This is a genomic window from Parabacteroides sp. TM07-1AC, assembly GCF_003480915.1.
Lineage (GTDB): Bacteria > Bacteroidota > Bacteroidia > Bacteroidales > Tannerellaceae > Parabacteroides > Parabacteroides chongii.
In genome coordinates, this window is sequence record NZ_QUKD01000005.1 from 18,670 (window position 1) to 36,214 (window position 17,545).

Here is a 17,545-nt window from a genome sequence, read left to right on the forward strand (position 1 = left end):
AAAAAATTCATCTTTTCCGGGAAGTTTCCCGCACTGACAAATGGGTAGGTACAACGATCTGCCGGGGCTTTTCCCGTTTTTTTATCTGCTTAAGAAGGAGGTTACAGCATTCCTCTCCCATCTTATAGGTCTGATGAGTGACAGCTGTCAGGGCTGGTTCCACATAGTTGGAATGAAGCTCGTCGGTATAACCGATCAGGGCAATATCAGCAGGGATGCGGAACTGATGCTTTTTAATCTCTTTCATGGCAGCAAAAGCCAGTGTGTCATTCATTGCCAGGATGGCATCCGGCGGTTCCGGCAATGAGAGCAACCGGCAACAACCTTCCCGCCCCTCTTCATAGGTCATCTTCTTACAGACAATCAACTCTTCTACGACTGGCAAACCTTCCTCTTTCAATGCTTCCATATATCCGTCACGACGCTGCTGCACGATCGCCAAATGATCCGAACCACCCAAGAAAGCCACCCGTTTCGATCCCGTCTCCAACAGATGCCTGGTAGCCACCCGGGCCGACTCCTTATTATCGGCCACCACCGAAGGGATCGTACCTGTCAGGCAGACACGGTCAAAAAAGACCAGCGGAATATCCATATCCTCCAGAGAAAGAAAATGGGAATAATCGGTCGTTTCCTGTGAAAGACAGGCCAATATACCCTCCACCCGCATGTTTACCAGGTCTTCCACACAATGCAGTTCCTGTTCGTACTGTTCATAGGAAGAAGTGATAATAACGGAATACTCGTTCTTACGCGCCACGTCATTGATACCGCTGATAATCGATGAATAGAAATGAGTAACGATATCCGGCACGATGATGCCGATAATACGCGGTGTATTTTTCAACAGACTCAACGCAAACGGGTTCGGCCGGTAATTCCATTCTTCGGCAAGCGCCTTCACCCGTTCCCGCATTTCGGGACTGATCTCGTAGCTGTCATTCAGCGCACGCGATACAGTAGAAACGGAAACACCCAGTTCTTTGGCCAGGTCTTTCAGCGATATGTGTCTTTTCTTAGGCATTACAATTCCGATTACTTCCGGCAAATATACTTATTTCCGGCAGAAAACCGGCTTTTCTTCATCACATCCGTTCAAACTCTCAACCGATTTCCAACAGATCCTCCGGCTGTTTCAATTTGTTTCACCCCGATGAAACACTTGTTTCTCCTAGGTGAAACAGTTGTTCCATCGGGGTGAAACAGTTTCGACCACCGCAGCATAGTGCAAACCTTTGCGTAGATTTTTCAGCACAAAACGGCTATAAGCAAACCATAAAAGCTATACATTTGAGCAATCGATAACTCAAATCATACATACCATGAACTACTCATATTGTGGAAAAACAGGGATGAAAGTACCCGTTCTGAGCTTTGGAGCCTCTTCGTTGGGCAGTGTCTTTCATGAAACACGGGAAGCGGAAAGCATCCAGGCAGTATTTACTGCCGTCGAAAACGGGATGAACTTTATCGACGTCTCCCCTTACTACGGACATTACAAGGCGGAAACGGTATTGGGAAAGGCACTGAAAGAAATTCCCCGCGACGCTTTTATGCTTTCAACAAAAGTCGGCCGCTACGGAAAAGACGGCGTTAATACCTGGGACTATTCCGGCAAACGGGCTACCGAAAGCGTATATGAAAGCATGGAACGGCTGCATTTGGACTACATCGACCTGATCAATGTACACGATATCGAATTTGCCGACCTCAACCAGGTGGTGAACGAAACATTGCCGGCATTGGTGGAATTACGCGAAAAAGGAATCGTAAAGCATGTCGGCATTACCGACCTTCAACTGGAAAACCTGCAATGGGTAATCGACCGCGTCCCCGAAGGAACGGTAGAAACCATTCTCAATTTCTGCCACTACTGCCTGAACGACGATAAGCTGGCCGACTATTTCGATTATTTCGAATCCAAACAGATCGGTATCATCAATGCTTCTCCCCTTTCGATGGGATTATTGTCGCAACGGGGTGTTCCCGACTGGCATCCGGCACCGGCAGCACTGGTAGAAGCCTGCCAAAAAGCAGTGCAACACTGCGCTTCCAAAGGTTACCCGATAGAAAAACTGGCTATGCAATACTCAGTAAGTAACCCGAGAATCGCAACCACCCTGTTCAGTTCGGCAAATCCGGAGAATGTCCGGAAAAACATCCAATATATAGAAGACCCGATCGACTGGGACCTGGTTCGTGAAGTACAGGAGATTATCGGCGACCAAAAGCGGGTCAGCTGGTCGAACTCCTGACCGGAAAACAAATATCCTTTAAAGAAAGTACCATGAACAGAAAGATTATAGATGCCCATTCCCATCTTTGGCTCAGGCAGGATACGGTAGTCGACGGATTGCCGATACGGACACTCACTAACGGACGTTCACTCTTTATGGGTGAAATCCGGCAGATGGTTCCTCCGTTTATCATCGACGGCAGGAACACGGCAGAGATATTCCTGTCGAACATGGATTATGCACAGGTTTCGGCAGCCGTCGTCACCCAAGAGTTTATCGACGGCATGCAAAACGATTATTTGCTGGAGGTCGCCAACCGCTATCCGGATCGCTTCTTTGTCTGCGGTCTCTGCGAATTTCGCCGTCCCGGCTATGCGGCACAGGCACGCGAACTGGCTGCCCGCGGATTCAAGGCTATCAAGGTTCCGGCACAACGCCTTTTACTCCAGGAAGGGCGGGTCTGTCTGAATGGTGACGAAATGATGGAAATGTTCCATTTTATGGAAAACAAAGATATGATCCTCTCCGTCGACCTGGCTGATGGCGACAGCCAGACCGGTGAACTGGAAGAGGTGATTCAGGAATGCCCCGGATTAAAAATTGCGATCGGACATTTCGGTATGGTTACCCGACCGAACTGGTTGGCGCAGATCAGCCTGGCACGTTACCCGAACGTCCGCATCGAATCCGGAGGTATCACCTGGTTGTTCAACGACGAATTTTATCCTTTCCCCGGTGCCGTTAAAGCGATACGCGAAGCAGCAGACCGGGTAGGCATGGAGAAGCTGATGTGGGGATCGGATTATCCCCGTACGATTACGGCTATCACCTACAGGATGTCATACGATTTCATCCTGAAGACCGAGGAACTGACAGAACAGGAAAAGGACCTCTTCCTGGGAGAAAATGCAGCCACTTTCTATGGATTCAAAAAGCTGATCGAATTACCTTATATCAAAAACATGTCCGAATAAACACGACCTAATACAATCATACCATGAAACAGAAAAACTACATGCTACCGCTGGCACTGATATTCAGCCTTTTCTTCCTATGGGCGATCAGCAGCAACCTGTTGCCGACCATGATCCGGCAGCTGATGAAAACCTGCGAACTGAATCCGTTCGAGGCATCATTTACCGAAACGGCCTACTGGCTGGCTTACTTCATCTTCCCGATCCCGATCGCCATGTTCATGAAACGGTATAGTTACAAGGCTGGTATCGTTTTCGGACTGTTCCTGGCTGCTTTCGGAGGTTTATTGTTCTTCCCAGCTGCCCTGTTAAAAGAGTACTGGGCATATCTCAGTATCTTTTTCATTATCGCGACAGGTATGTGTTTTCTGGAAACGGCAGCCAATCCTTACGTAACCGTATTGGGTAATCCGGAAACGGCTCCCCGACGGCTGAACCTGGCACAGTCGTTCAACGGATTAGGAGCCTTTATCTCGGCCATGTTCCTCAGTAAACTGGTATTAAGCGGGAACCACTATACACGTGAAAGTCTGCCCGTCGATTATCCCGGAGGTTGGGATGCGTACATCCAGTTTGAAACGGATTCAATGAAACAGCCATACCTTCTATTAGCACTTTTATTAATCATTATCGCAGTTGTTTTCATTGTTTCCAGACTACCCCGTATCCAGGACGAAGAACATACAGGAGAGAAAGAGGGAAAGCTGATCGACTTCGGTGTGCTGAAACGTTCGCATCTGCGCTGGGGAGTGATCGCACAGTTCTTTTATAATGGAGGGCAGACAGCGATCAACAGCCTTTTCCTGGTATACTGTTGCAGTTATGCCGGGTTATCGGAATCGGTCGCGACCACTTTCTTCGGTCTGTATATGCTGGCTTTCCTGCTGGGACGATGGATCGGCACCCTGCTGATGGTCCGCTTCCGTCCGCAGGACATGTTGCTGGTTTATGCACTGCTCAATGTCGTACTTTGCGGAGTGATCGCCTTATGCGGCGGAATGGTCGGGTTATATGCGATGCTGGCTGTATCGTTTTTCATGTCGATCATGTATCCGACACAGTTCTCGTTGGCGTTAAAAGGACTGGGCGACAATACCAAGAGCGGCTCGGCTTTCCTGGTGATGGCAATCGTCGGAAATGCCTGTCTGCCCCAGCTGACGGCTTACGTGATGCATCATTTCGAAGCTGTTTATTATATCGCTTATCTGATCCCGTTGGTTTGCTTCCTTTTCTGTGCTTACTACGGGTGGAAAGGCTATAAAGTGGTCGATTAATTTATAATATATATAATGTATATGAAAGCAATACAAATTCCCGTTCCTGCAACACTGCAGGTAGTCGACATAGCAAAGCCGGAAGTAAAAAACGGCGAAGTTCTTCTGAAAATTAAGTTTGTCGGTTTTTGCGGCTCCGACCTGAACACATTTCTGGGGCGTAATCCAATGGTCAAGCTTCCCGTTATCCCCGGTCATGAGGTCGGAGCTGTGATTGAAGCCGTAGGTCCCGGGGGTCCTGGCGGATTCGAACCGGGCATGAGTGTTACCGTAAATCCTTACACAAACTGCGGTAAATGTGCCGCCTGCCGCAACGGACGGGTAAATGCCTGCGAACATAATGAAACATTCGGCGTACAGCGTAACGGTGCAATGGGAGAATATCTCGCTCTGCCCTGGCAGAAAGTCATTCCGGCTCCCGGCATTTCTCCCCGTGACTGTGCCCTGATCGAACCGATGAGCGTAGGATTTCATGCTGTCTCCCGCGGACAAGTCACCGACATCGACACCGTTCTAGTTATCGGCTGCGGTATGATCGGTTGCGGAGCGATTGTACGTGCTGCATTAAGAGGTGCAACAGTGATCGCCATGGATCTGGATGATGAAAAACTGGAACTGGCCAAACGCATCGGTGCCCGTTACACCATCAACTCACAGACCGAAAATGTACATGAACGTTTACAGGAAATGACGGACGGCCTGGGACCGGATGTTGTCATCGAAGCGGTAGGAAGTCCGGCAACTTATGTAACGGCGGTAAACGAAGTCGCTTTCACCGGACGGGTAGTATGCATCGGCTATGCGAAAAGCGAAGTAACCTTTCAGACCAAATATTTCGTACAGAAAGAGTTGGATATCCGGGGTTCACGCAACGCACTGCCGGAAGATTTCAGGGCTGTAGTACGTTATCTTCAGCAGGACAGTTGTCCGCGGGAAGAACTGATATCTCGGATTGTCACCCCCGAAGAAGCATTTGCCGCCATGCAGGCATGGAGCGCTGCTCCCGGTAAAGTATTTCGTATTCTTGTAAAGTTCTGACATATAAAAAATTTAATTATCTTCGCAAGGCTACAAGATGGCACACTGATAACACAGATTAAGCAGATGACCACAGATCTTTTTTAATAATATATCTGCGATAATCAGCTTAATCTGTGTTATCTGCGTGCCATTTAGCAGACTCTGAATAGAGAATAGAGAATCAAGAATCGAGATAAGTTATCATGAAAAAGCTAATCAATCTAATCGTATTTTTTCTGATCGTCAGTCTGAATGGCTGGGCGCAGGAAGCCGCTGAAGTAATCCGGGTGGCATGTGTAGGAAACAGTATTACATTTGGGGCCGGGATTGCCAACCGCGACCGCGACAGTTACCCTTCGGTTCTCGGACAAATGCTCGGAAAGAAGTATGAAGTACGGAACTTCGGCTTTAGTGCCCGTACTATGCTCATGAAAGGGGATCGTCCTTACATGAAGGAACAAATGTTTAAAGATGCTCTCAGCTATAATCCCGACATCGTTATAATCAAGCTGGGGACAAATGATTCCAAATCGTTCAACTGGAAATACAAAGCCGGACTTCCCGGAGATATTCAGACGATGATCAACGCGTTTAAGGCAATCCCGTCAAAACCAAAGATCTATCTTTGTTATCCGCCCAAAGCCTATGTCAGCGATGCCAGTATTAACGACAGTATCATTGCAGCCGGTGTTATTCCAGTGATTGAACAGGTAGCGAAAAGGAATAAATTACCAATCATTGATTTACATACGGCATTGAGCGGCATGCAGGAACATTTTCCGGATAATGTCCATCCCGATCCGGTCGGTGCACATAAGCTCGCCGAGACCGTTTACAAAGCAATCACAGGCAAAGAAACTTCTCACCGGATGCAGGCTTTTCCCGGTCTGAAAAGCGAATGGAACGGATGCGACCGTTACGATTTCCAGTTCAAGGGACGCGATGCGATCGTGGTTGTCCCTAAACAGGCGGCCAAAGGAAATCCGTGGATATGGCGACCGGCTTTCTTCAATGCTTTCCCCAGCGTAGACAAGGCCTTACTGGAAAAAGGATTTCATGTGGTTTATTATGATGTGACACATTGTTATGGGAACCCGCGTGCAGTAGCACTAGGTACGGAGTTCTACCATTATATGAAAGATTGGTACGGACTTTCCCCGAAAGTGACCCTGGAAGGATTCAGCCGCGGTGGTTTATATGCTTTGAACTGGGCTGCCAAAAACACAGACAAGATCGCCTGCATCTATATCGACGCCCCGGTTTGCAATGTATTCAGCTGGCCGGGAAGAAAGAATGCAGAGTTGTGGAACGACTTGTTGAAAGAATGGGACCTGACAGACGAAGAGATGAATTCGTTCAAAGGTAATCCGATCGACAATCTGGAACCGTTGGCAAAAGCCGGAATCCCGATCATCAGCGTTTGCGGAGATGCCGACAAAGTCGTTCCGTTCAAGGAGAATATGGATATAGTACGTTCCCGCTACCTGGCTCTGGGTGGTCCGGTAGAGGTAATTATCAAACCGGGCGTAGACCATCATCCCCACAGTTTGGAAAATCCGGAACCGGTTGTGGACTTCATCCTTCGCCACCAACCGGAATATGAGAAATACCTGCATTACAACGTGCGCGGCAGCCTGCAAAACTCGTTTGTCAAGTTCGAGAAAGAACGTAAAGCACGTGTCGCCTTTCTGGGCGGTTCTATCACAGAGATGAACGGCTGGAAGAACATGATCGAAAAACAACTGCAACAACGTTTCCCTTATACGACTTTCGAATTTGTAGAAGCCGGCATCGGTTCTACCGGAACGACTCCGGGTTCCTTCCGAATGAAAAATGATATTCTCTCGAAAGGAAAAATAGACCTGCTTTTTGTGGAAGCAGCCGTGAACGACCATACAAACCATTTCACTCCATTGGAACAGGTTCGTGGCATGGAAGGGGAAGTACGCCATGCATTACTGAGTAATCCGGAAATGGATATCGTGATGTTACACTTCATCTACGATCCGTTTATCCCGATGGTTGCTAAAAAACAGCAACCGGACGTCATACTGAACCACGAACGGGTGGCAAACCATTATCTGATCCCTTCTGTCAACCTGGTTCAGGAAATAGGCGAACGGATGCAGGACGGCGAGTTCACCTGGGAACAGTTCGGCGGAACCCATCCGCTACCGTTCGGACATAAATTCTATGCCGCAGCCATCAACCACCTCTTCGATACGATGTGGAAAGGAATCACTCCCGACAGTCCGGTCGTTGCCCACGAAATACCTGCACAACCACTCGATGCATACAGTTATTATGGCGGCGACTTTATCGACCTGAAAGAGGCTAAACTGAACAAAGGCTGGAAATACGTTCCTTCCTGGCGTGCGGATAATACGTATGAAAAGAGAAGAGGTTTCGTTGATGTTCCCATATTGGAAGCTACTCGTCCGGGCGACAAATTGACACTCGACTTCACGGGAAAAGCGATCGGTATCTTCTGTACACCGGGTCCGACAGCCGGAATCCTTGAATACAGCATCGACGGTACCCCATTCAAAAAGCTCGATACGTTCACCGAATGGAGTAAATACCTTTATATTCCCTGGGTATATATGCTGGAAACAGAATTAGACGACACTGCCCATAAGCTGGTACTTCGTATCTCGAAAGAAAAGAATCCCGATTCTTTAGGTACGGAATGTCAGATACGAAACTTCGTTGTAAACAAATAAAATAAAATGAAAGAATTAAACAGGCAGAACGCTCCGGTCACCATCCGCCCGGAACGTATCATACAGTTTGGAGAAGGTAATTTCCTTCGGGCATTTGTGGACTGGATCATCTGGAATATGAATGCCCAAACGGACTTCAATAGCAGTGTTGTAGTTGTTCAACCCATTGAGAAAGGGATGGTCGACATGCTCAAGAAGCAGGATAACCTGTATCATGTCAACCTGCAAGGTTTGGACAAAGGGAAAACAGTCAACAGTATCGAACTGATCGACGTAATCAGCCGTTCACTGAATCCTTACACCGATTTCGAAGCATTCATTCAATTGGCGGAACAGCCGGAAATGCGTTTCGTGATCTCCAACACGACCGAAGCAGGCATCGTTTTCGATCCGTCCTGCAAACTAAATGATGCACCAGCCTCCTCTTACCCCGGTAAACTGACACAGTTACTTTACCACCGTTTCAAAACATTCGACGGGGATAAGAACAAAGGATTAATCATTTTCCCCTGCGAACTGATCTTCCTGAACGGACACAAACTGAAGGAGACTATTTACCAATACATCGATCTCTGGCAACTGGGCGAAGCATTCAAAACCTGGTTCGAAGAGGCCTGTGGTGTTTATGCCACGCTGGTAGACCGTATCGTTCCCGGTTTTCCACGAAAGGAGATCGATACCATCAAAGAAAAACTCCAATATAACGATAACCTGGTGGTACAGGCTGAGATATTTCATTTATGGGTGATCGAAGCACCACAGGAAATATCCAGGGAATTTCCCGCCGATAAAGCCGACCTGAATGTATTGTTCGTTCCTTCCGAAGCTCCTTACCACGAAAGAAAGGTTACTTTACTGAACGGCCCTCACACCGTCCTTTCACCCGTTGCTTTCCTTTCCGGAATCGACATCGTACGGGATGCCTGCCAGGATGAAGTGATCGGAAAATATATCCGCAAAGTGATGTTCGAAGAACTGATGGAAACGTTGAACCTGCCTAAAGCAGAACTGGAACAGTTTGCAAATGATGTACTGGACCGCTTCAACAACCCGTTTGTCGATCACCAGGTCACTTCCATCATGCTGAACTCTTTCCCCAAATACCAGACACGCGACCTGCCGGGGCTGAAAGAATACCTGAAACGCAAAGGTGTTTTGCCGGAAGGACTAGTATTGGGACTGGCAGCGATCCTTACCTATTATAAAGGAGGCAAACGTGAGGACGGAACCGAGATCGTACCCAACGATGATCCGAAGACAATATGCCTGATGAAAGAACTTTGGGCAACCAACTCTACACGGACCGTGGCTGAAAATATCCTGGCTGTGGATGAGATTTGGGGCGAAGACCTCAACCGGATTTCCGGGTTAACAGAGCGGGTTATTTATTACCTGGATGCGATTCAGGAAAAAGGTATGAGAGAGGTAGTAAAAGAGATTCTCTGATGAAAAAGTATATCCAAATAAATCCGGCTGATAATGTCATCGTTGCCATAGACCCGTTATCAGCCGGAGATCAGATTGAGCTTGGTGATCTGACGATCACTATCCGGGAAGAGATCCCAACCGGGCATAAAGTGGCTTTGAAATATTTCACCACCGGTGATTTTGTTATCAAATATGGTTTTCCCATCGGCCACGCGCGGAACGATATCCCTGCCGGAGCCTGGGTAAACGAGAAAAATATAAAAACAAACCTGGACGGGTTACAGGATTACACCTGGCAACCACAGGACACAACATTGCATATTCCCGACCGAGGATTGACCTTTAACGGCTATCGACGTAAAAACGGAGAAGTCGGCATACGTAATGAGATATGGATCCTGCCGACAGTCGGTTGTGTAAACGGTATCGTCAACCAACTAGCAGAAACTCTCCGACGGGAAACGGATGGAAAAGGTGTGGATGCGATCGTGGCTTTTCCCCATAATTACGGCTGTTCCCAGTTAGGTGACGACCATGAGAATACCCGTAAAATTCTCCGGGACATGGTGAAACATCCGAACGCCGGTGCAGTACTGGTGGTCGGACTAGGCTGTGAAAACAATCAGCCGGATACTTTCCGTGAGTTTCTGGGAGAATACGATACGGAACGTGTTCGCTTTATGGTCTGCCAAAAAGTGAAAGACGAGCAGGAAGAAGGTATGAAGCTACTGCGCGAATTATATGCCATAGCCTCAACCGACCAACGTACGCCGGTTCCTTTCAGCGAACTGCGTATCGGTTTGAAATGCGGCGGTTCGGATGGTTTCTCCGGTATTACCGCCAATCCGCTATTGGGTGTATTTTCCGATTTTCTGGTTGCACAGGGAGGAACGACTGTTTTGACGGAAGTCCCCGAAATGTTCGGTGCCGAAACATTATTAATGAATCGTTGCGGTACAGAAGATTTATTCAACAAGACCGTCCGCCTTATCAACGACTTCAAAGCCTATTTCCTGGAAAACAAACAACCGGTCTATGAAAATCCTTCTCCCGGAAACAAAGCCGGAGGTATCTCTACACTGGAAGAAAAATCACTCGGCTGTACACAGAAGTCAGGTAAATCAGGAGTCAAGGATGTCCTTACGTACGGAGAGCGTTTATCCGCTAAAGGTTTAAACCTGTTGAGCGCCCCGGGAAACGACCTGGTAGCCAGCACGGCATTAGCCGCCTCGGGTTGCCACATGGTACTTTTCACCACCGGACGGGGAACGCCTTTCGGAACATTTATCCCCACTGTCAAGATTTCAACCAACACTGCTTTATCAGAAAACAAACCCGGCTGGATCGACTTTAACGCCGGAACTTTGGCGGAAGGTGAAGCAATGGAACCCCTCGCCGAACAGTTTATCCGGTTCATACAGGATATTGCCGGAGGAAAACAGACCAACAATGAACGGAAAGGATATCGGGAGATTGCTATATTTAAGTCCGGGGTAACGCTATAAATCTAACGACAAACGCACTTTCTCCCTCTTTTTGATTATCTTTGATAAAGAAAAGGAGGCTATACGGAACGCAAAATCATACATATAGATATGGATGCATTCTATGCATCGGTCGAGCAACGGGATAATCCGGAACTGAGGGGGAAACCTTTGGCGGTGGGTTATTCGGAAGAACGCGGTGTGGTTGCAGCAGCCAGTTACGAGGCGCGAAAATATGGTGTCCGTTCTGCCATGTCGTCGCAGAAAGCAAAGCGGTTATGTCCCAATCTGATCTTTGTTCCGGGCAGGATGAGTGTATACAAAGAAGTCTCCAACCACATTCATGAGATATTCCATGAGTATACGGATATCATCGAGCCGCTCTCGTTGGATGAAGCCTTTCTCGATGTCACAGAAAATAAAAAACAGATACCTCTTGCCGTCGATATTGCCAAAGAGATCAAGCAGCGGATACGGCAGGAACTGAACCTGGTCGCCTCAGCTGGCGTATCCTATAATAAGTTCCTGGCAAAAATAGCTTCCGACTACCGGAAACCGGACGGTCTTTGTACGATCCATCCGGCACAGGCTCTCGATTTTATTGCCCGCCTGCCCATCGAATCATTCTGGGGTGTCGGCCCTGTCACCGCCAAAAAGATGCATACGTTAGGTATCCACAACGGAGAAAAGCTAAGGGAATGCTCACTGGAAATGCTTACCCGCCAGTTCGGGAAAGCCGGCTTCCTTTATTATGAATGTTCCCGCGGAATAGACCTGCGCCCGGTAGAAGCCGTACGTATCCGCAAATCCGTCGGCTGCGAACATACGCTGGAAAAAGATATTTCCCGCCAATCGTCCGTCATCATCGAACTTTATCATGTAGCGACCGAACTAATCGGCCGCCTGCAACGAACCGGATTCAAAGGAAATACATTGACATTAAAGATCAAATTCCACGATTTCACCTTAAAAACAAAAAGTATTACCCAACCGCACGAACTGACCTCCTTAAACGAGATCCTCCCCCTTGCCAAACAACTGCTGAAAGAGGTCGATTATGAAACGAACCCGATCCGACTGCTTGGCCTTTCTGTTTCAAACCCACAGGAAGAACGGGAAGAAACTGTAAAAAAAGAACGGTGGGAACAGTTAAGTTTGGAGTTTAGTGATTGGAAAGTTTCGTATTAAAGTTATATTTGCAAAAAATCTAAAAGGAATACTATTATATGCACAAGCGGTTCCTCTCCATATCCGGGCAAACCGATGATGAGTTACTTATTCTTTTGCAAAAAGGAAATGAGAGGGCTTTTACTACTATTTATGAGCGGTATCATAAATTACTTTATGTTGTTGCTTTCAAATATTTAAAGGACAACGATACCGCCAAAGATGCCGTCCAGCAAGTATTCCTGAAGCTGTGGGAGTCGCGCACACTCCTCAGCATCCAGATCAACCTGAGAAATTATCTGTACACCATGTTGAAAAATCACCTGCTGAACGAGATCAGGAATAACTATACCGCATTGGAGAAGAATTATGAACTGGCACAAGAAACAATCGAGTATGAAAACGAAATATTGGAAAAGCTGGAAGAGAAGGAAATGAACGAACAGTTATATCGGGCTATCGGCGACCTGCCGGAACAGAAGAAAACCGTCTGCCTGTACAAACTGGAGAAAGGATTGTCCAATCAAGAAATTGCAGAAAAGATGCAGATATCGATACCGACAGTCAAAACTCATTATTCGCAGGCCATCAAACTGCTCAGGGAACATTTCGATAAGTTGCTAATCCTGCTACTCTCTTCTTTTTTCCTCTAAAAAAGGGAAAAAGAGTAACAAACACTCATACCAACAGTCCAGTTATGTGTCAATTAAGAAAACAGGAATAAAAAAATGAAAACACCAGATAAACATATCATCGACAGAACGCTCGACAATACCGCCACTCCGGAAGAAGCACGCCAGGTAATCCGCTGGTTCTCCACTCCCGAAGGTTCCCGATATTTGTCATCGCTAATGGATGAAGATATGGAAAAGATACAGCCCGGCTGCGAAGAATTATATGCAGAACGATCCATCCCAACAGACGAGATGTACAAGTACATCATGAAGAAGATCCACCTGCAACAAAGGAAGCGGTTCATTTTTCGTGCAGCCGCCATCCTTATTCCGTTACTGTTGTTCCTCGGGCAATTCTGGTATATAGATAAACGCATCGACCTTTTCGCTGATTCCGGTTACGAAGAAATATATGTACCTAAAGGAGAGCGCATGCAACTGATCTTCCAGGATGGTTCACGCGCCACACTCAATGCCGAAACCCGTATCAAATATCCCCGAAAATTCGGTTTCTCCGAACGCAAGGTCGAACTGGAAGGAGAAGCATTCTTCGAGGTCTCGCCGAACAAGGACCGCCCATTCATCGTTGATATGAAAGATATCAATGTAAAGGTACTGGGTACGACATTTGATGTAAAGGCATATGCAACCGATCCGGATATTTTTGTTTCCCTGGAAAGCGGAAAAGTACAACTGGCAAACCAACACAGTTCATTAGCCTACATGAAACCAGGAGAAAAAGCGACTTACAACCGGAAAAGCGGCGTTTGCAAAATATCCCGTCCAGAGAACATCAATCTCCTTTCTGCCTGGAAAAAGAATCAGATTGTATTCGATAATACGCCTCTGTCTGAAGTGATAACAACCTTGTCACGCTGGTATAATGTAGAATTTATCATAGCTGACTCATCGGTTCTCCACTATAACTACACGCTTACCTCAACAAACCAGAGCATTGAACAAATTCTGAAAGATATTGAGAAAATAACACCAGTGAAATTCATTGAAAAAGAAGGTATTATCAGCATAGAACTAAAAAAATAAAACTTTTTTCATTTTCTACTCATACTTTTTCTACCACCGTGTGTCTACTATATAGAAAGCATCAAATTGTTTAACCTATAAAAAAGACACACATGAACAACACAACATAATAAACTCAAAAAAATAACCGGAAATGTCCCCACATTCCCGATTATCCGCGTACCGAAATTCAAATTAATTTCTAATACATAAATTCATTTCAAAAGTATGAAAAAAAATGATTCGTGCCTTATCCCCAGGCACCTTTTAATATTAATTGAGAAAATCCCGAATGCAATGAAACTGACATTTTTATTTTTGGTTATCTCCTTGTTAACCTTTACAGCAGAAGCCTCAGCCCAGCGGGTTTCTATGTCACTCAACAACGTCAAGGTTGAAAAAGTGTTATCAGCCATCACCAAACAGACGGGACTTAGCGTTGCATACAGCAAGCAAATTGTCAATCTGGACAGAAAAGTGAGTATCCAGGTTGAAAATGCAGATGTTGCCTCGGTTCTGGAAAAACTGGTTGCCGATACCAATCTGAATTACGAGATCAAAAACAATAAGATCTATTTGTTCGAAAAACAGACTGTGACTACAAAACCAGCTATTCAGCAACAAAAAAAACAGATTTCAGGAAAAATTGTAGATCAAAATGGAGAATTCGTTATCGGAGCAAATGTAGTAGTTGCCGGAACAGCGATTGGTACAATTACAGATACAGATGGTAATTTTACATTGGAAGTACCTAACGGAGCTACATTGAAAATCTCTTATATTGGTTATATCGAACAAAGTATTCCTATCGGTAATAAATCTGTCATATCTGTTATCCTAAAAGAAGATTCCCAAACATTGAATGAAGTGGTGGTGGTAGGTTATGGTACACAAAAGAAAGCTACTTTGACCGGTGCTGTCGCCAGTGTACGATCGGAACAAATTGCCAATAGAGCAGCATCAGATGCTACGAACTTGTTGACCGGTATCGCTCCGGGATTGACAGCTATTCAACGTTCCGGTCAGCCGGGAGCCGACGGTGCAGAATTTATTATTCGTGGTCCCGGAACACTGAATTCTACATCTCCCTTGATCATTGTCGATGGAATTCCGGGTAGTATGAATGCCATTGATCCGAATGACATAGAAAGCATCAGTGTTCTGAAAGATGCTGCCTCCGCTGCTATTTACGGTGTGCGTGCTGGTAATGGAGTAATTTTGGTTACAACCAAGAAAGGGAAGGAAGGTCGCATGAAAGTATCTTATAATGGGTATATCGGCTTTCAAAACCCAACCCGTCTACCTAAATGGGTGAACTCTACCGATTATGCGACCTTGTATAATGAAGCGTTGACTAATGACGGATTGGCTCCCAAGTATTCAGATACGGACATCGAAAATTACCGAAAAGGAACAGATCCGGATCTGTATCCTAATTCGAATCAAACCGACGAGTTATTTTCAAAAAGCGGATTCCAGCATAGCCACCATGTACAGTTGGATGGAGGAACGGAAAAGACAAGATATAATTTCTCTTTAGGGTATCTGAACAGAGAAGGATTAATTGCTCAAACTGGTTTGGAGAGATATTCAATCAGAGGTAATTTTGATTTCGACATTAGTAAACGAGTGAATTTTGGTATGAATTTCTCATACATCAGACAGGAAAAATCACAACCTTATCAGAGTATCAATGAGTTGGTTCACCGTTCTTATCGTGAAACACCTGTTACTCCGATCAAATGGTCGAACGGAAACTGGGCTGCTTTCATGAATGAACATAATTCAGTAGCAGAAGCACAAGACGGAGGCTATGATCATTATACAGATAATTTCCTGACTGCTATTGGAACACTCGAAGTAAAGCTCATGGAGGGCTTATCTGTAAAAGGTGTTGCTGCCTTAAATGGTAATTTCACCCATACCAAAAGACAGCAATACAACCTGTTGCTTTATAATGCACCTGATGTTGTCGGTATGAAGTTCAGACCTTATTTATATGAGAACAGAGGAGAATCTTCTGATATAAATTTACAGGCGTTTCTTAATTATGATAAAACATTCGGGAAACATAATGTGGCTGCGGTCCTTGGTTACGAACAACGTAAATACACAAACTCTTCCATCGCCGCATCCCGTTATGATCTTCCGGAAAACAACATGTTGGATCAAATAAATGCCGGCGATGCTTCCGACCAGCGAAACGACGGAGGAATGGATGAAAATAGTATCCGTTCCGTGTTTGGCAGGGTAAACTATAATTTTGCAGAACGCTATCTATTGGAAGTTACATTGCGTTATGACGGCTCCTCCCGCTTCCCTAAAGATAATCGTTTTGAATTATTCCCTTCCGTATCGGCAGGTTGGCGCATATCTGAAGAAGAGTTCTTCCATTTCGATCCTGTCTCAAACCTGAAATTAAGAGCTTCATGGGGACATTTAGGAAATCAGGAAATTGGTAATTATGCCTATCAGAATAAATATTCTTTAGGGCGTTTATATGGTTTCGGAAATATAATGTATTCTGGTATCGCAGAGAATTATAGTATGTCCAATGCAACTATTGGCTGGGAAAATACCGAAATGGTGAATGCCGGGTTGGACTTGAATATGTTTAACAACAGACTGTCGTTTACATTTGATTATTTCGTTAGAAACACTCGTGATATCTTAATGAGTTTGCCTCAGCCTTCCATTTTGGGAGCTTACGCTCCGGTAATCAACGCCGGTGCAGTACGGAACAATGGTTTTGAAATGCAGTTAGGATGGAATGATCAAGTAAAGGACTTTAATTATTATGCTAATCTGAGTGTATCCAGAGTAAAGGATAAGATTACGGATCTGAAAGGAGCTGATACTCCAGGACGTTCAGTTGGCGATCCGATTAATAATATATTTGGTTTGGAAGCCATCGGTTTGTTTGCTTCTGAAGAGGAAATTAAAAATGCTCCGAATCAAGATTATACAGGAGGTGCTTCCCCCGGAGATATCAGATATAAAGACCAGAATGGAGATAAGAAAATTACAGCAGAAGACCGTGTCAACATCGGTAACTCTTTTCCTGGCGTAACTTTTGGTTTACAGCTCGGTGCAAGTTATAAAGGTTTTGATATAGCAACTACGATTCAGGCGGTAGCTGATGTCCAGGGTTACTTGACGGGAACAGCCGCCCAAGCTTTTTCTAATGGAGCAAGTGCTCTGGAAGCACAAAAGGATCGTTGGACACCAGATAATTTGAATGCTTCTTATCCTCGCCTTTCGTTGAACAACGCATCAAGGAATTATACGCAGACGAACTCTTTCTTTATGGAGAATGCCAGCTATATAAAAATGAGAAATTTACAAATCGGCTATTCCTTACCCAAATCTGTGTTAAGTAACCTGTTCGTTGAAAAATGCCGTTTTTATGTAAGTGCGGATAACCTGTTCACAATTACAAGTTTCAGAGGTTTCGACCCGGAAACTCCGTGGGGTGGAGGTAATATCTATCCAATGGTTACTTCTTATACATTTGGTTTAAATCTTGTCTTCTAATCGTTAA

12 protein-coding genes are annotated in these 17,545 nt (G+C 45.6%); 11 read left to right on the forward strand and 1 reads right to left on the reverse strand.

What is annotated here, in order from left to right:
- Positions 1 to 7: 7 nt before the first annotated feature.
- A complete protein-coding gene (locus DXD68_RS11940; RefSeq protein ID WP_122362064.1) occupies positions 8 to 1,024 on the reverse strand; it encodes a LacI family DNA-binding transcriptional regulator in 1,017 nt (338 codons plus the stop codon).
- 298 nt (positions 1,025 to 1,322) lie between these two features.
- Between DXD68_RS11940 and DXD68_RS11945 the strand changes: the two genes are divergently transcribed.
- The 11 genes from DXD68_RS11945 to DXD68_RS11995 all read left to right on the forward strand — a co-directional run bounded on the left by DXD68_RS11945 (position 1,323) and on the right by DXD68_RS11995 (position 17,538).
- On the forward strand, positions 1,323 to 2,255 hold the full coding sequence (locus tag DXD68_RS11945) for an aldo/keto reductase (protein ID WP_122361717.1): 933 nt from the start codon (positions 1,323 to 1,325) through the stop codon (positions 2,253 to 2,255).
- Between the two features lie 32 nt (positions 2,256 to 2,287).
- A complete protein-coding gene (locus tag DXD68_RS11950) occupies positions 2,288 to 3,211 on the forward strand; it encodes an amidohydrolase family protein (protein ID WP_122361718.1) in 924 nt (307 codons plus the stop codon).
- Between the two features lie 23 nt (positions 3,212 to 3,234).
- A complete protein-coding gene (gene fucP, locus DXD68_RS11955; RefSeq protein WP_122361719.1) occupies positions 3,235 to 4,485 on the forward strand; it encodes an L-fucose:H+ symporter permease in 1,251 nt (416 codons plus the stop codon).
- 21 nt (positions 4,486 to 4,506) lie between these two features.
- Positions 4,507 to 5,523: a zinc-binding alcohol dehydrogenase family protein gene (locus tag DXD68_RS11960; protein ID WP_122362065.1), complete on the forward strand. Its 1,017-nt coding sequence runs from the start codon at positions 4,507 to 4,509 to the stop codon at positions 5,521 to 5,523.
- Between the two features lie 185 nt (positions 5,524 to 5,708).
- Positions 5,709 to 8,228 (forward strand): GDSL-type esterase/lipase family protein, encoded by a 2,520-nt coding sequence (locus tag DXD68_RS11965; RefSeq protein WP_122361720.1) that lies wholly within the window; start codon positions 5,709 to 5,711, stop codon positions 8,226 to 8,228.
- Positions 8,229 to 8,234: 6 nt separating this feature from the next.
- Positions 8,235 to 9,674 carry a tagaturonate reductase gene (locus DXD68_RS11970; protein ID WP_122361721.1) on the forward strand — a complete coding sequence of 480 codons (1,440 nt, stop codon included), beginning with the start codon at positions 8,235 to 8,237 and terminating at the stop codon, positions 9,672 to 9,674.
- Positions 9,674 to 11,161, forward strand: a complete 1,488-nt coding sequence (locus DXD68_RS11975; protein ID WP_122361722.1) for a UxaA family hydrolase — start codon at positions 9,674 to 9,676, stop codon at positions 11,159 to 11,161. The genes DXD68_RS11970 and DXD68_RS11975 overlap by 1 nt, the downstream gene beginning before the upstream one ends.
- 75 nt (positions 11,162 to 11,236) lie before the next feature.
- Complete coding sequence (gene dinB / locus DXD68_RS11980; RefSeq protein ID WP_255419285.1) at positions 11,237 to 12,328, forward strand: DNA polymerase IV; 1,092 nt, start codon at positions 11,237 to 11,239, stop codon at positions 12,326 to 12,328.
- Positions 12,329 to 12,366: 38 nt separating this feature from the next.
- Positions 12,367 to 12,960: an RNA polymerase sigma factor gene (locus DXD68_RS11985; RefSeq protein WP_122361724.1), complete on the forward strand. Its 594-nt coding sequence runs from the start codon at positions 12,367 to 12,369 to the stop codon at positions 12,958 to 12,960.
- A 75-nt stretch (positions 12,961 to 13,035) separates the two neighbouring features.
- Entirely contained in the window at positions 13,036 to 14,025 is a 990-nt protein-coding gene (locus tag DXD68_RS11990) for a FecR family protein (RefSeq protein ID WP_122361725.1), read from the forward strand.
- Positions 14,026 to 14,301: 276 nt separating this feature from the next.
- Positions 14,302 to 17,538, forward strand: a complete 3,237-nt coding sequence (locus DXD68_RS11995) for a TonB-dependent receptor (RefSeq protein ID WP_158585876.1) — start codon at positions 14,302 to 14,304, stop codon at positions 17,536 to 17,538.
- Positions 17,539 to 17,545 lie beyond the last annotated feature (7 nt).

Excerpts from the sequence above, each read along its gene's own strand:
- DXD68_RS11950 (WP_122361718.1), top strand. The coding sequence starts at position 2,288 with ATGAACAGAAAGATTATAGATGCCCATTCCCATCTTTGGCTCAGGCAG.
- DXD68_RS11985 (WP_122361724.1), top strand. The coding sequence starts at position 12,367 with ATGCACAAGCGGTTCCTCTCCATATCCGGGCAAACCGATGATGAGTTA.
- DXD68_RS11960 (WP_122362065.1), top strand. The coding sequence starts at position 4,507 with ATGAAAGCAATACAAATTCCCGTTCCTGCAACACTGCAGGTAGTCGAC.
- DXD68_RS11970 (WP_122361721.1), top strand. The coding sequence starts at position 8,235 with ATGAAAGAATTAAACAGGCAGAACGCTCCGGTCACCATCCGCCCGGAA.
- DXD68_RS11990 (WP_122361725.1), top strand. The coding sequence starts at position 13,036 with ATGAAAACACCAGATAAACATATCATCGACAGAACGCTCGACAATACC.
- DXD68_RS11995 (WP_158585876.1), top strand. The coding sequence starts at position 14,302 with ATGAAACTGACATTTTTATTTTTGGTTATCTCCTTGTTAACCTTTACA.
- DXD68_RS11975 (WP_122361722.1), top strand. The coding sequence starts at position 9,674 with ATGAAAAAGTATATCCAAATAAATCCGGCTGATAATGTCATCGTTGCC.
- fucP (WP_122361719.1), top strand. The coding sequence starts at position 3,235 with ATGAAACAGAAAAACTACATGCTACCGCTGGCACTGATATTCAGCCTT.
- DXD68_RS11965 (WP_122361720.1), top strand. The coding sequence starts at position 5,709 with ATGAAAAAGCTAATCAATCTAATCGTATTTTTTCTGATCGTCAGTCTG.
- DXD68_RS11945 (WP_122361717.1), top strand. The coding sequence starts at position 1,323 with ATGAACTACTCATATTGTGGAAAAACAGGGATGAAAGTACCCGTTCTG.
- DXD68_RS11940 (WP_122362064.1), bottom strand. The coding sequence starts at position 1,024 with ATGCCTAAGAAAAGACACATATCGCTGAAAGACCTGGCCAAAGAACTG.